The organism is Candidatus Hydrogenedentota bacterium (assembly GCA_035450225.1).
Taxonomy (GTDB): Bacteria; Hydrogenedentota; Hydrogenedentia; order Hydrogenedentales; family SLHB01; genus DSVR01.
In genome coordinates this window covers 1-14,300 of the sequence record DAOTMJ010000069.1, presented here as the reverse complement: position 1 = coordinate 14,300, position 14,300 = coordinate 1, and the positions used below count along the sequence as shown (strand labels likewise).

Sequence of the window (14,300 nt, the reverse complement as noted above, 5' to 3'; positions counted from 1 at the left end):
ATAACCTATCCGTAAACCGACGCGGCGCGCCGTCCTCCACAGACGGCGCGCCGCGTTTCTCTTTATTTTCTGGGCTACATGGACTTTACCCGGGAAGCGAAACGCGTTCCTGGCCCATCCCGTTCCTATCGTCTAGCGGACGATCCCGGATATTTCCGCTTTCCCTGATGCAATCCGATCAGCCGTCCAAATGACCGACCAGCGCCTGGGCGAATTCGCTGCACTTGACCTCTTTGGCGTCGTTCATGAGCCGCGCGAAATCGTAGGTGACGGTTTTCTCCTTGAACGTCTTGAGAATCGCCCGCATGATGGCGTCCGACACTTCGTTCCAGCCAAGATGCTCGAACATCATCACGCCGGACAGAATCAGGCTGCTGGGATTGACCTTGTCGAGGTTGGCGTATTTGGGCGCCGTACCGTGCGTCGCCTCAAAGACGGCCGCGCCCGTTTCGTAGTTGATGTTGGCGCCTGGCGCGATGCCGATACCGCCCACCTGCGCCGCAAGCGCATCGCTGATGTAGTCTCCGTTCAGATTCATCGTGGCGATCACGTCGAATTCGTCCGGACGCGTGAGAATCTGCTGAAGGAAAATGTCGGCGATGGTATCCTTCACGAGCACTTTTCCGTTGGAACGGCCCCCGCAGTCGTCCCAGGTCACGGCGGCCTCCGAAAATTCCTCGCGGACGAGGCCGTAGCCCCACTCGCGGAACGCGCCTTCCGTATATTTCATGATGTTGCCCTTATGGACGAGCGTCACCGACTTCCGTCCATGGCGGATCGCATAGTCCAACGCGGCGCGAACGATGCGTTTCGTGCCGGTCTTGCTGATGGGCTTGACGCCCAGGCCGGAATCCGGCCGGATATCCCATCCCAATTCCTGCCGGGCAAAGGCCAGCAGTTTCTTCGCATCTTCCGAGCCTTCCTGCAACTCATATCCGGAATACACGTCTTCCGTGTTTTCGCGGAAAATAACCATATCCACCCGTTCGGGCGTCCGCACCGGACTGGGCACGCCATCGAAATAGCGCACGGGGCGCACGCAGGCAAAAAGATCCAGTTCCCTCCGAAGCGCCACGTTCAGGCTGCGGAAACCGCCGCCGACCGGCGTCGTCAAAGGGCCTTTGATGGCTATCCGATACTCCCGGATGGCCTCGAGCGTTTCGTCGGGTAGATACGAACCGCACACCGCGTTTCCCTTCTCGCCCGCATAGACTTCCATCCAGGCCACGGCGCGCCGGTTGCCGTAACAATGCTTCACCGCGGCGTCGAACACAAAACGCGAAGCGCGCCAGATATCCGGACCGATCCCGTCGCCCTCGATAAACGCCAGAATGGGGTGGTCGGGCGTTTGCAGAACGCCGTTTTTCGACGTAATTTTCTCGCCGGCGGGCGTTTTGATATGCGGATACTCAGGCATTGGCTCTTCTCCTGGCGGTTGCACCGGTCTTGGCGCCGGTTTGATCCTCGGAATACAGGCCCAGCAACGGCCGCATGTTCAATCCCGTGTAGATTTGCCTCGGCCGGTGGATCTTTTCGCCGGTGTTCAGGTGCATCTCGCGCCAATGCGCAATCCAACCCGGAATGCGGCCCAACGCAAACATGACCGTGAACATGTTCGTCGGAATGCCCATGGCCCGGTAAATAATGCCGCTGTAAAAGTCCACGTTCGGATACAGTTTCCGCGAAACGAAGAAATCGTCTTCCAGCACGATCTCCTCGATGTTCTTGGCAAGTTCCACCAGCGGATCGTGGATGCCCAGTTCGTTCAGGATTCTATCCATGGACGCCTTCAGAATGCGCGACCGCGGATCGTGGTTCTTGTAGACCCGGTGACCGAAACCCATGAGCAACGCCTCTTTCCGCTTGACCCGATCGATGAAAACCCGGTAATTGCCCCCGTCCGCCTGGATGCCTTCGAGCATTTCGATGACGGCCTGGTTGGCCCCGCCGTGCAACGGTCCCCACAACGCGCAAATTCCCGCGGACACCGCCGAGAAGAGATTTGTGCGGCTGCTGCAGGCCATTCGGACGGTGGACGTGCTGCAATTCTGCTCGTGATCCGCATGGACGATCAGCAGCATGTTGAGCGCCTCTTCGAGGACCGGCGGAACCACGTATTCCTCGGCGGGCGTCGCAAACATCATCCGCAGGAAATTCGCGGCATAACTGAATTCGGTGCGTGGATAGATGCGCGGCTGACCGATGGACTTTTTGTACGAAAATGCCGCGATGGTCTTTGCTTGGGCCAACAGACGGACAATGTTGAGATCCGTTTCCTCCTCGCTGTCGAAATGAGGGTAATAAGCGGAAAGCGACGCCACCATGGCCGACAAAATGGCCATGGGATGCGCCTGCGGCGGGAACCCCTCGAAGAACTTGAGCAGATCCTCGTGAATATAACTGTTCAGCGTCAGTTTGCGGCGCCACTCGGCGGACTGTTCCCGGTTGGGCAGATGCCCGTAAATGAGAAGATGCGCTACCGCGGGAAATTTTGCACGAACCGCCAGTTCCTCGATCGGATAGCCCCGGTACCGCAAAATGCCCTTGTCGCCGTCCACGAAAGTTATATCGCTTTTGCACGACGCCGTGTTGGCATACCCCGGATCGTAGGTCACGAGGCCCGTCTTGTCGCGCAAGGACGATATGTCCATCGCACGCTCGCCTTCCGAACCCTCGATAACCGGAAACTCGTGTTCCTGTCCGTCCACCGTCAATTTCACATTGTTCTTCATGGGCGCCGTTTCTCCTGTATGTGTTGGAATATCAATCCGACAATCACGTTCAGCCCTGCAGAAAGGCTATTCACCATATCTGCCTTTTCCAAATCCAGGCACAACCCGGCAACAAGGAAGGTTATGCCAACCTCTCCAAGCAAGAGTGACGCCAATTTTCATAAAAAAACCAGCCAAAAAAGCAATAGGTGTAAGATCCTAAAAGACAATGAATTACATTGGAAGCGCTCCGACGCGCACGAATTTCTTCTTCCACGATCTATCCTTGGGCTTACGGAAATCCGCAACCCATAAACCGGATTTTCGCATATCATTGTCTGGTTATTGACTTTTTCTGCTGTCATTGCCACAATACTGTCGCTTATGATAAAAAATGAAAAACCAACCGGAAGGCATCGTCCGGCGTGATTCTGCGAAATCCCGTCATCGCGGCCAAGCGTCTTCGTTGGCGCTTGGTATCAGTGCCCCTGTATGTAAAGGTTTTCGGCATAGGTCTGCTGATTAGCATTCTGTTTGCCACGATTGCCTTTTACGTCATGCGGCGCAGTGTCTTCGACGCGCACTATCAGGTGCGCGGGGAAATGGCGTTGTCGGTGGCGCTTTCCTTGTCGGCCCGCCTCGAATCCGCCGACCTCAATCAAAAATCAGTCATGGACCAAGCGTTGAACGAGACGATGACCGCCTTTCCAAGCGTTCGCTATATCGTCGTGCAGGATGCCGAAGGAACCCTCCTGTCGCACGGATTTACCTTCCCGCGCGAGGCGCCACCCGATCTGGCCCAACAAAACGGCGATCTCTGCTCCCGGTGCCATGAAAGCCTGTCGCCGGTGGAAATCCCCGAAGAATTGCTGGAAGTGCAACCGCAGGTGGTCCTGCCGTCGGGAGGGCTTCGGGCCTACCGGCGTTCCGAGGGGCTAGTCCTCGAAGTGACCGTGCCGATCGGCGACGGAAGCCGCGCCTCCGTCCGCTTGGGGGTGGGCGACAAGCGGCTGGGGCGTGATCTCGCGACAGTCAACCGCGCCATTCTGGTCGGCATGGGTTTGTGCCTGCTGGCGTCGGTCTGTTCAGCCCTGCTGCTGACCTACGTCCTCGGAAAACCCATCAACGCCCTGCTCGAGGCCACCAAAATCGTCGCAAAAGGCGATTTCAGCGTGCGCGCTCCCGTTGATTCCGACGACGAACTGGGCCGCCTGGCCGTGGCGTTCAACCGGATGACGGAAGGTCTGGAGGAGTCGCGGCGCCGCATTCTTCGCGCGGACCGCCTGGCGTCCATCGGCCAGTTCGCGGCGGGAGTCGCCCACGAAATCAACAACCCCTTGGACGGCGTATTGAGTTGTCTCGAACGCCTGCAGCGCGACCCGGCGAACCTTTCGCAAAATCTGGATTATCTCGACATGATGAAGCATGCGCTCCGTCGCGTTTCGGGCGTGATTCAACGGCTGCTGGACTATTCCCAGCAGCGCGGAATGAATTTGAAACCGGAACACGCCGGCGCCATCCTCGAAAACGTTGCCGCTTTGATTCGTGTCATGGCGCGCCAGAAGGCGATCGAAATCGAAATGGACGTTCCCGACGACATCCCGGCGATAATGTGCGATCGCTATTATATGGAACAGGCTTTTCTCAACCTGGCCTTGAACGGATTGTCTGCCATCGAGGAGGGCGCGCCTCCGGATGCAGGCGCCATGGCCCGCGGCACGCTGACGTTTCGTGTGCGGACCGATCCGGCGCCCGCGGGAATGCCGCGCGTCCGCGTTGACGTTGAAGACAACGGATGTGGAATTGCGCCCGAACACCTGCCCAGGATATTCGATGCCTTTTACACGACAAAGGACCCGGGAAAGGGAACCGGGCTTGGGCTGGCCATCGTCAGGGAAATTGTCGAGGTTCATTCCGGCACAATCGAAGTGGAGTCAACCGTGGGAAAAGGCGCCGTGTTTCATGTCTACTTGCCGGCCGCGGATGCCTGGGATCAAACCGTCGGCAACGAAAGGGCGTTTTCAGCATGAAAATTCTCCTGGTGGACGACGAACGCATCAAACGGACCGCCCTGCGCGACGACTTGGTCGAGGCGGGGTATGAAACCGACGTGGCCGCCTGCGCCGAGGAAGGACTGGTCCACTTGCAGGCCGAACGTTTCGACGTGGTGGTGACCGATCTGCGCATGAAAGCCATGGACGGGATCGTCTTCATGTCGGAAATCAAGCGGCGCTGGCCCGACACCGAAGTCATCATGATTACGGCCTATGCCTCGGTGGAAAATGCCGTACAGGCCATGAAACAGGGCGCATTCGACTACATCACGAAACCCTTTGAAAGCACGAAACTCATCCTAATCCTCGAAAAAATCGCCAAAATGCACGCGCTCAAGCGCGAAAACGCCTCGCTCAAGGCCGAACTGGCCAAGGCCACCCATCACGGCGAGATCATCGGCACAAGCCCCGCCATGAAAAACACCTTCGAACTGCTCGACATCGCCGTCGCCTGCGATGTGCCGGTTCTCCTCTGGGGCGAAACGGGAACCGGCAAGGAAATGTTTGCCACGGCCATTCACCGGCGCGGCGCGCGCAAAAAAAATCCCTTCGTGCGGGTAAGCTGCGCGGCGCTCTCGGAACAGTTGATGGAAAGCGAACTGTTCGGACACGAACGCGGCTCGTTCACCGGGGCTATTGACAGCAAGCCGGGCCGTTTCGAACTGGCGGACAAGGGCACCTTGTTCCTGGACGAAATAGACGACGTGCCGATGGGCATCCAGGTGAAATTGCTCCGTGTCTTGGAAGGCCACCCCTATGAACGCGTCGGCGGCGTCGCCTCGATTCAGGCCGACGTGCGGATTATCGCCGCCTCGAAGGTGGACCTGCGCAAGCGCGTGGCCGACAGCGCGTTTCGCAGCGACCTGTTTTACCGGCTCAACGTGTTTCCCATCTGGATCCCCCCCCTGCGGGACCGGCGCGAGGACATCCCGCTGCTGGCGGACCATTTCCTGAAACTGTACAGCACGCAGGAGACCCCGCCCAAAATGAACGACGAGGCCCTGAGTGTTTTATGGGACTATTCATGGCCGGGCAATGTCCGCGAACTGCAAAACGTCGTCAGGCGCGTACTCTTGCGACTGGGCAACCGGCTTGAAGTCGGCTGCCAGGATCTCCCCCCTGAAATCCGATGCGGCAACCTGGAGTCGCCGCAGGAAAATGGCCATCCGCAATCCTTCAAGAAAGCCATCGAGTCCAACGAACGCTCCCTCCTCATCGAAGCGCTGAAAAAAACCGGCGGGAATCAAAGCCGCGCCGCCGCAAGCCTTGGCATGAAATTGTCCACCTTCCGGGACAAACTCGCCAAGCACGGCATTCGCACTTTGGGGCAATCGCCTCAAGCCCCTGATAACGGCGACACACCCTCCGAAACGAAATAATAGAACCGAAATTCGACGGCCGAAAACCGATTACCCTCCGTTTACGCCATTCCGCAAACACCTTGCGGAGTTCCGTAAGGAACAGGCCGTTGTCTTGGAACGCTTGCCATGCCCTGCCATATCAAAAACGTCTGTAAGTCTTTTTTGAAAAATAAGTTATGCTCTTATAAACCGAATCCATAACGGTCTTTCCGGCGTTGGCCCCAAGATTGCTTATGCGATCCCGCGATGGTTATTCATGAACACAACGCGAAACAGATTTTTGCCGGACACGGCATACCGGTCACCGAGGGGGATATCGCTGCAACCCCCGGGGAAGCCGAGGTTATCGCTCGCCGAATCGGCAAGCCGGTCGTCGTCAAGGCCCAAGTGCATGTCGGGGGACGCGGCAAGGCCGGCGGGATCCTGTTTGCCGACGACCCGGAAACAGCCCGCGCCCAAGCCGAAAAAATTCTGGGCATGACTATCAAGGGGCTTCCGGTCCATGAGGTGCTGGTAACCACAGCGGAAAAGCCCCTCGCCGAATCGTACGTGGGTATCGTACTCGACCGAAACGCCAAGAAACCCGTGATCATGGTATCGTCCGCCGGCGGTGTGGATATCGAAGACGTGGCCGCCCGGACGCCGGAGAAAATTCGACGGCAGCACATCGATCCTGTCGAGGGAATACATCCCTACCAAGCACGCAGGCTGGCCTACTACCTCTACGACGATCCCGTGCTGGCCAAACAGGCCGCCGATATCATTCTGAAACTTTATGGCGTTTTCGAGGATTGCGACGCCTCCCTGGCCGAAATCAATCCGCTGATAGCCAATCCCGAAGGCAGGATTATCGCCCTCGACGCCAAGATGAACATAGACGACAACGCGTTGTACCGCCAGCCGGCCATTGCCTCCATGCGCGATCCCAAAGCGGAAGATCCGGCCGAAGCCGAAGCGCGTGAAGCGGGGCTGTCCTACATAAAACTGGGCGGAACGATAGGCTGTATCGTCAACGGGGCCGGGCTTGCCATGGCCACCATGGACCTCGTGAAGCGCTACGGCGGCGAACCGGCGAATTTCCTCGACATTGGCGGTTCCTCGAACCCCCAGAAAGTCGTGACGGCCATCAAAATCATCTTGTCGGACCCGAAAGTCCGCGCCATTCTAATCAATATCTTGGGCGGCATCACGCGGTGCGACGACGTCGCCACCGGAATCGTGGAAGCGTTCAGGCAGTTCCAGCCCGCCGTGCCCGTCGTGATTCGGCTGGCCGGCACCAACGAGGCCGCGGCGGCGGACATTCTCAGGCACACCGGCCTGCCCACCGCCCCATCCCTCGACGAAGTGGTCAAAAAGGCCATCGAAATGTCCCGCGCACAGGACTCCGCACAGGAACGGAGGAAATAATGTCCATTTTCGTTGACAGGGAGACTTGCGTCTTGGTTCAGGGCATTACGGGCCGGGACGGATCTTTCCACGCGCGGCAAATGAAAAACTACGGGACGAAGGTAGCCGCCGGCGTGACGCCGGGCAAAGGCGGCACGCTGGTGGACGGCATCCCCGTGTTCAACACGGTCGAAGAGGCGGCCGCGCGGTTCAGCATTGACGCGACGGCAATTTACGTTCCTCCGGCGCTGGCCGCGGACGCCATGTACGAAGCCGTGGATGCCGGGATCAAGTTGATTGTCTGCATCACGGAAGGCATCCCGGCGAACGAGATGATGCGCGTGTATGCGCGGGTCCGTGCGGCGGGTGTTCGGCTGATCGGCCCCAATTGCCCCGGCCTGATCACGCCGGGCGAGTGCAAGGTGGGCATCATGCCCGGATCGTTGGTCACGCCCGGAAATGTGGGCGTCGTCTCGCGTTCCGGCACCCTGACCTACGAGGCCATCTGGGCGCTGACGCAGGCGGGCATGGGCCAGACGACCTGCGTGGGCATCGGCGGCGATCCGATCATCGGCACGGATTTCGTCGCGTGCCTTGAAGCCTTCGAAAACGACCCGGCGACCGACGCGGTGGTCCTGATCGGAGAAATCGGCGGCAGCGACGAAGAAACCGCCGCCCGCTTCATCGAGCAGCACATGTCCAAGCCCGTCGTGGCGTTCATCGCCGGTCAGACGGCCCCGCCGGGCAAGCGAATGGGCCACGCCGGCGCGATCGTCATGGGATCCTCCGGTTCGGCGGCGGACAAAATCGCCGCGCTCAACCGCGCGGGCGTGCCGGTGGCCGGCTCGCCCACCGAATTGCCGGAATTCGTGGCCCGGGTCTTGAACCAAGACCTTGACGCGGTCCCCCGATCCGAACGAAAAGCGTACCAATATGCGTAACGAGTGTCCACAAAGCACTTTGACGAAATAAACCCAGGGAGAATGAGCGATGGAAGCAGTAAAGACGGTATCCGACGGCATGGCGATTTCCGCGGCAAGAACCACGGTTGATTACACGCGCAAGTCTCCAATCAAGATCAATCTGGCGTGGTGCAAGGGATGCGACATCTGCTCCGCCCTGTGTCCCCGCTGTGTGCTCGAACCGGACCGCAACCGCATGCCGGTCGTGGCGCATCCCGAAGAATGCACCCAGTGCGGCATTTGCTGGATGCACTGCCCGGATTTCGCCATCACGTCGAACGTCAACTGAGCGCCATTCTCGCGCGTGCTTTTGGGAAGGCCAAGATGCCGGCCAAAAAAAGACGTTTTCTTTTGGGAAACCAGGCGTGCGTCGAAGGCGCCATATACGCCGGGGTCCGCTTCTACGCGGGATATCCGATCACGCCCTCGACCGAGGTGGCCGAAGGCTGCGCGCGGGCATTTCCGAAACTGGGCGGGCGATTCATCCAGATGGAAGACGAAATCGCCTCGATCGGCGCCGTGATTGGCGCATCCATCGCGGGACTCAAGTCCATGACGGCCACGTCCGGCCCGGGCTACTCGCTCATGGTGGAAAACATCGGCTATGCCTACATGATCGAAGCCCCCTGCGTCATCGTGAACGTGCAGCGGGGAGGCCCCTCGACGGGCCTGCCGACCAAAGTGGGACAGGCCGACACGATGCAGGCCCGATGGGGCCCCCACGGCGACTATACGGCCATCGCCGTGGCCCCTTCGACCGTCGCCGAAACTTTCACCGAAACCGTGCGCGCCGTCAATCTTTCCGAGCGTTTTCGCACGCCCGTGACGATTCTGCTCGATGAAGTCATCGGCCACATGCAGGAAATGGTGTCGCTGCCGGAACCGGGCGAGTATGAAATCGTCAACCGGATCAAGCCCACCTGCGACCCGGACGAATACATGGCCTACGGCCCCACCGAGAACCTCGTGAATCCCTTGCCAGCCTACGGCGATGGGTACCGATGGTACGCGACCGGCCTCACGCACGACCCCCGCGGATTTCCCACCAATCGCCCGGACGAAATCGTTGTAACCCTCGACAAACTGCGCCACAAAATCGAGGATTACCAGGATGAAATCGAAAAACTGCGCCTCGATTGGATGGACGACGCCGAAGTGGCGATCGTCTCCTATGGCTCCGTTTCGCGCACCACCCTTGAAGCCGTCATGCAGGCGCGAGAAGCGGGGATCAAGGCCGGATGCGTCCAACTCTTGACGATTTGGCCGTTTCCATCGAAGCGTTTGCGCGAAATTCTGCTCAACACGCGCAACGTCATCGTCGCCGAACTGAACATGGGCCAACTCATCCACGAAGTCGAGCGCATGGCTCCGCGGACTGTTTCCGTGCATTCGCTCCTTCGATACGACGGCGAAATCTTCACCCCCGCGCAAATCATCGAAAAAATACAGGAGGTCTCGTCATGAGCGTCGTGGCCACGGAATCCCCTCCCAAGCGCCAAATGAAATCGGACGTTTTTCTGGACTACCTGCGCCCGCACAAGCGCTTTCCAAACCTCTGGTGCCCCGGCTGCGGCAACGGCATCGTCATGAGTTCCCTGGTTCGGGCCATCGAAAAATTGCGCATCCCGAAAGACGAAATCGCGCTCGTGTCGGGCATCGGTTGCAGCAGCCGCATGCCGGTCTATCTGGACTTTCAGGCGCTGCACACCACCCACGGACGGGCGCTGGCCTTCGCGACCGGCGTCAAGTTCGCACGGCCGGATCTCAAGGTCATCGTCATCACCGGCGACGGCGACGCGCTTTCGATCGGCGGCAACCACCTGATTCACGCCTGCCGGCGAAACATTGACATCACGACCATCCTGATCAACAACTACACCTACGGCATGACCGGCGGCCAGGTGTCGCCCACGACGCCGTCAGGCGCGTTCGCCACCACCACCCCCTACGGCAACGCGGAAAAAAATTTCGAGGCCTGTAGTCTCGCGCAGGGGGCCGGGGCGACGTTCGTCGCCCGGACCACCGTCTACCACACCCCGCAAATGGATCGCGTCATCACGGAAGCCATCTCGCACCGGGGCTTTTCGTTCGTCGAAATCATCTCGAACTGCCACACATACTACGGACGCCTGAACCGGCTGGGGCAGGCCACCGCCCTGCTCCGCATGTTTCAGGAAAAAGCCGCGTCGGTCAACCGGATCAAAAATGTTTCCCCCGAAGAAACCAAGGACCTGATCGTCACGGGCGTACTGCACCGCGACACGGAAAAGACGGAATTGTGCGACGAATACCAGAAACTGGTGGATCGCTTCACGAAAGGCAAAGAAGCATGAGCGCCGCGACCTTCCAGCAACTGCAAGTGCCCGCCGCGCGCTATGAAATCCGCCTTTCCGGTTCGGGCGGCCAAGGCATGATGCTGGCCGCGATGCTTTTATGCGAAGCGATCGGAAACGACTCTTCTTTGAACGTCGTCCAGACTAAATCCTACGGTCCGGAAGCGCGCGGAGGCGCTTCGAAAGCGGATATCGTCGTGTCCCCGACGGAAATCTACTACCCGAAACCGTTCCGGCTCGACCTGTTGCTGGCCATGACCCAGGAAGCGCTGGACAAATACTACCCGGATCTTCGCGAACAGGGCACGCTCATTCTTGACGAAACGCTTGTCGCCGATCCGCCCGATTGCCTGTATTTCGGCCTTCCGCTGACCCAGTTGGCCCGCGAGGAAGTGCAGAATGTCATGGTGGCCAACGTCATCTCGCTGGGCGCCATTGCCGCGATAACGGATATTGTCCCCCGTGAAGCGCTCATGCAGGCCGTTCTTGCCCGCGCGCCGAAGGGCACGGAAGAAAAAAACAAACTGGCCCTGGAAGTGGGTTTTCGGGAAGGCGCCGCGCTCCGGCAACAGGAACGCTATCGCAATGCGCCCATGCCGCCCGCATGGTTCCGGCGCGAACGAATGGCTCTCTGCGGGAAAGCGGGCTGATTAATGAAGCATGTTTGTGCATTTCGTATTGGATCCCTTGCAAAAGAATTGCTGGTGGGCGTTTCGGGAATCGTCCTAATCCTTTTCATTCTTGGACATTTGGCCGGAAACTTCTTTCTGTTCGCCGGTCCCGAACGTTTCAACGCCTACGCGAAGCATCTCCACTCGCTGGGGCCGTTGCTGTGGTTTGCCCGCCTGGGGCTTTTGGCGGCCTTCATTGTCCATGTCTCATTCGCAATTTGGCTCGCGATCGACAGCCGCGCGGCGCGCGCCACGCGGTACGCCGTCCGCCAAAAAGCGTGCGAACCCAATTTCGCCAAGCGGACCATGCTGTATTCGGGATTGACCCTCTTCGCGTTTCTCGTTTTCCACATCGCCGATTTCGCCCTTCGGGATCAGGCAGGTCCCGTATCCGTGCTGCCGGGCGGGCCTTTCGCGAGGGAAAGCCTCGGACTGTACGGCATCGTCTGGAATTCATTTGCCGATCCGCTGCATTCGGCGCTGTACATCGTGGCGCTGTGCGCGGTCGGACTCCATTTCAGCAACGCCGTGGCGGTAGTCTGGATGACGTTCGGCGTGTTGCCACGCTGCGGCATGACCGCGATAAAGCGCGCGGCGCAGGCGGCAGGCGCGCTGGTCGCTTTCGCGTTTATTTCAATACCCCTGTATGTGCTCGCGGCGACGTATCTGGCGCCGCTTCATCCTTGACCAGGCCATGAAAGACGGTATTATGGATTCTTCAACCGGCACGCTGGACGCGAAGATACCCGCCGGACCCATTGCGGAAAAGTGGTCGCGGCACAAGTTTGAAATCCGGCTTGTCAGTCCGGCCAACAAACCCAAATACACGCTGATTGTCGTCGGCACCGGGCTGGCCGGGGCGTCCGCCGCCGCTTCCCTGTCGGAATTGGGGTATCGCGTCAAGGTCTTCTGCCTGTGCGATTCGCCCCGCCGCGCCCACAGCATCTCCGCACAGGGCGGAATCAATGCGGCCAAGAATTACCAGAACGACGGCGACAGCGTCAGGCGCCTTTTCTACGATACAGTGAAGGGGGGCGATTTTCGCGCCCGCGAGGCGAACGTCTACCGCCTTGCGGAAGTGAGCGGCAACATCATTGACCAATGCGTCGCGCAGGGCGTGCCGTTTACCCGCGAATATTCCGGCTATCTCGACAACCGATCGTTCGGCGGCGCGCAAGTGTCCCGGACCTTCTACGCCAACGGTCAGACCGGCCAACAGTTGCTTTTGGGGGCCTATGGCGCGCTGATGAAAGAGGCGGCCCGCGGCAACGTGGAACTCACCCCGCGCCGCGAAATGCTCGATCTAATCGTGGCGGACAACCGCGCCGTGGGCATCGTTTGCCGGAACCTTGTCTCCGGCGGCATCGAAACGCACATGGCCGACGCGGTTATTCTCGCCACAGGCGGCTATGCGAACGTCTTTTATCTCTCGACGAATTCGGTCATGTCGAATGCGACCGCCGCGTGGCGCGCCCATAAGCGCGGCGCATATTTCGCCAATCCCTGCTTCACGCAGATTCACCCCACCTGCATCCCCGTCTCCGGCGAGCATCAGTCCAAACTCACCCTGATGAGCGAGGGTCTCCGCAACGACGGGCGGATCTGGGTGCCCCGAGCCAAGGGCGATGCGCGCCCCCCCGCCGAAATTCCCCATGAAGAACGCTGGTATTACCTCGAGGAACGGTATCCCAGTTTCGGCAATCTGGTGCCGCGCGACGTGGCGTCGCGCGCGGCCAAGCGCGTCTGCGACGACGGCCACGGCGTGCGCGGCGGATATGCCGTCTACCTCGATTTCGAGGATGCCCTCGCGCGGAAGGGCATCCAGTCGCTCGACGAAAAATACGGCAACCTCTTCGAGATGTATGAACGCATTACCGACGAGGATCCCCGCAAAACCCCCATGCGGATCTATCCGGCGGCCCATTACACCATGGGCGGCCTCTGGGTGGACTACAACCTGATGAGCACGCTTCCGGGCCTGTTCGTGATTGGCGAGGCCAATTTCTCCGACCACGGCGCGAACCGGCTCGGCGCCAGCGCGCTCATGCAGGGACTGGCCGACGGCTACTTCATCCTGCCATACACCATCGGCGACTTCCTGGCCGGCGCGGGAAAAGCGAATGCAGACGCCAATCACCCGTCCGCACGGGACGCGGCCCGTGAAACGCAGAAGCGACTGGACCGGCTTATCGGGCTAAAGGGCAAGAAGACGGTCCGCGAATTGCATCGCGAACTGGGTCTGCTGCTGTGGAACACGTGCGGCATGGCGCGTTCCGCCGACTCGTTGAACGAGGCGCTCAAACGGATACCGGAATTGCGCGAGGAGTTTTGGAACAACGTAAACGTTCTCGGTTCACAGGGATCGTTCAATCAACTCCTGGAAAGCGCGGGGCGCGTGGCGGATTTCCTCGAACTGGCCGAACTGATGTGCCGGGACGCGCTTGAACGAAACGAATCCTGCGGAAGCCACCTCCGCGAGGAATACCAGACGGACGAAGGCGAACCGCGGCGCAACGACGATGCATTCTGCCATGTGGCGGCATGGGAATACGATTCCGTATCCGAAACCCACAGGCTCCACAAGGAACCCCTCCGTTTTGAAGAGGTCAAGCTGGTTCAAAGGAGCTACGCTTGATGAACGAGAAAACCATCTCCATCACCCTGAAGGTTTGGCGCCAGGAAGGCCCGGAGGCCAAGGGACACCTCGAAACCCACGAAGCCCGGGACATTTCCACCGACATCTCCTTCCTCGAAATGCTCGACATCGTCAACGCCGGGCTGCAAAAAGCCGGCATCGAGCCCATCGCGTTCGAAAGCAATTG

The 14,300-nt window shown here is 59.6% G+C and carries 13 protein-coding genes; 11 read left to right on the top strand and 2 right to left on the bottom strand.

What is annotated here, in order from left to right:
* Positions 1–178: 178 nt before the first annotated feature.
* Together icd and P5540_19055 are read right to left on the bottom strand one after the other, a co-directional pair.
* Entirely contained in the window at positions 179–1,417 is a 1,239-nt protein-coding gene (gene icd, locus P5540_19060) for an isocitrate dehydrogenase (NADP(+)) (GenBank protein ID HRT66915.1), read from the bottom strand.
* Positions 1,410–2,732, bottom strand: a complete 1,323-nt coding sequence (locus P5540_19055; GenBank protein HRT66914.1) for a citrate synthase — start codon at positions 2,730–2,732, stop codon at positions 1,410–1,412. Before P5540_19055 ends, icd begins: the two co-directional genes overlap by 8 nt.
* Before the next feature lie 404 nt (positions 2,733–3,136).
* Here P5540_19055 and P5540_19050 point away from each other — a divergent pair, with 404 nt between their 5' ends.
* The 11 genes from P5540_19050 to P5540_19000 all read left to right on the top strand — a co-directional run.
* A complete protein-coding gene (locus P5540_19050; GenBank protein ID HRT66913.1) occupies positions 3,137–4,741 on the top strand; it encodes an ATP-binding protein in 1,605 nt (534 codons plus the stop codon).
* Positions 4,738–6,144: a sigma-54 dependent transcriptional regulator gene (locus P5540_19045; protein HRT66912.1), complete on the top strand. Its 1,407-nt coding sequence runs from the start codon at positions 4,738–4,740 to the stop codon at positions 6,142–6,144. Before P5540_19050 ends, P5540_19045 begins: the two co-directional genes overlap by 4 nt.
* A 228-nt stretch (positions 6,145–6,372) precedes the next feature.
* Positions 6,373–7,533 carry an ADP-forming succinate--CoA ligase subunit beta gene (gene sucC, locus P5540_19040; protein HRT66911.1) on the top strand — a complete coding sequence of 387 codons (1,161 nt, stop codon included), beginning with the start codon at positions 6,373–6,375 and terminating at the stop codon, positions 7,531–7,533.
* A complete protein-coding gene (sucD, locus tag P5540_19035; protein ID HRT66910.1) occupies positions 7,533–8,453 on the top strand; it encodes a succinate--CoA ligase subunit alpha in 921 nt (306 codons plus the stop codon). Before sucC ends, sucD begins: the two co-directional genes overlap by 1 nt.
* 49 nt (positions 8,454–8,502) lie before the next feature.
* Positions 8,503–8,763 (top strand): 4Fe-4S binding protein, encoded by a 261-nt coding sequence (locus tag P5540_19030; GenBank protein ID HRT66909.1) that lies wholly within the window; start codon positions 8,503–8,505, stop codon positions 8,761–8,763.
* Between the two features lie 35 nt (positions 8,764–8,798).
* Entirely contained in the window at positions 8,799–9,938 is a 1,140-nt protein-coding gene (locus P5540_19025; protein HRT66908.1) for a 2-oxoacid:acceptor oxidoreductase subunit alpha, read from the top strand.
* Positions 9,935–10,807, top strand: coding sequence for a 2-oxoacid:ferredoxin oxidoreductase subunit beta (locus tag P5540_19020; protein ID HRT66907.1), 873 nt, complete (start codon positions 9,935–9,937; stop codon positions 10,805–10,807). The genes P5540_19025 and P5540_19020 overlap by 4 nt, the downstream gene beginning before the upstream one ends.
* The gene (locus tag P5540_19015) at positions 10,804–11,457 is read left to right on the top strand and encodes a 2-oxoacid:acceptor oxidoreductase family protein (protein HRT66906.1); all 654 of its coding nucleotides are present in this window, start codon (positions 10,804–10,806) and stop codon (positions 11,455–11,457) included. Before P5540_19020 ends, P5540_19015 begins: the two co-directional genes overlap by 4 nt.
* Positions 11,458–11,460: 3 nt before the next feature.
* Positions 11,461–12,165, top strand: coding sequence for a succinate dehydrogenase cytochrome b subunit (locus P5540_19010; GenBank protein HRT66905.1), 705 nt, complete (start codon positions 11,461–11,463; stop codon positions 12,163–12,165).
* 22 nt (positions 12,166–12,187) lie between these two features.
* Positions 12,188–14,113: a fumarate reductase/succinate dehydrogenase flavoprotein subunit gene (locus P5540_19005; protein HRT66904.1), complete on the top strand. Its 1,926-nt coding sequence runs from the start codon at positions 12,188–12,190 to the stop codon at positions 14,111–14,113.
* Positions 14,113–14,300 (top strand): succinate dehydrogenase/fumarate reductase iron-sulfur subunit (locus P5540_19000; protein HRT66903.1); only part of this gene is annotated, 188 nt, incomplete at its 3' end. The genes P5540_19005 and P5540_19000, both read left to right, overlap by 1 nt.

What these genes read in the sequence shown, in the direction of transcription:
- icd (HRT66915.1), bottom strand. Translation starts at nt 1,417, where the DNA reads ATGCCTGAGTATCCGCATATCAAAACGCCCGCCGGCGAGAAAATTACG.
- P5540_19055 (HRT66914.1), bottom strand. Translation starts at nt 2,732, where the DNA reads ATGAAGAACAATGTGAAATTGACGGTGGACGGACAGGAACACGAGTTT.
- P5540_19045 (HRT66912.1), top strand. Translation starts at nt 4,738, where the DNA reads ATGAAAATTCTCCTGGTGGACGACGAACGCATCAAACGGACCGCCCTG.
- sucC (HRT66911.1), top strand. Translation starts at nt 6,373, where the DNA reads ATGGTTATTCATGAACACAACGCGAAACAGATTTTTGCCGGACACGGC.
- sucD (HRT66910.1), top strand. Translation starts at nt 7,533, where the DNA reads ATGTCCATTTTCGTTGACAGGGAGACTTGCGTCTTGGTTCAGGGCATT.
- P5540_19030 (HRT66909.1), top strand. Translation starts at nt 8,503, where the DNA reads ATGGAAGCAGTAAAGACGGTATCCGACGGCATGGCGATTTCCGCGGCA.
- P5540_19025 (HRT66908.1), top strand. Translation starts at nt 8,799, where the DNA reads ATGCCGGCCAAAAAAAGACGTTTTCTTTTGGGAAACCAGGCGTGCGTC.
- P5540_19020 (HRT66907.1), top strand. Translation starts at nt 9,935, where the DNA reads ATGAGCGTCGTGGCCACGGAATCCCCTCCCAAGCGCCAAATGAAATCG.
- P5540_19015 (HRT66906.1), top strand. Translation starts at nt 10,804, where the DNA reads ATGAGCGCCGCGACCTTCCAGCAACTGCAAGTGCCCGCCGCGCGCTAT.
- P5540_19010 (HRT66905.1), top strand. Translation starts at nt 11,461, where the DNA reads ATGAAGCATGTTTGTGCATTTCGTATTGGATCCCTTGCAAAAGAATTG.
- P5540_19005 (HRT66904.1), top strand. Translation starts at nt 12,188, where the DNA reads ATGGATTCTTCAACCGGCACGCTGGACGCGAAGATACCCGCCGGACCC.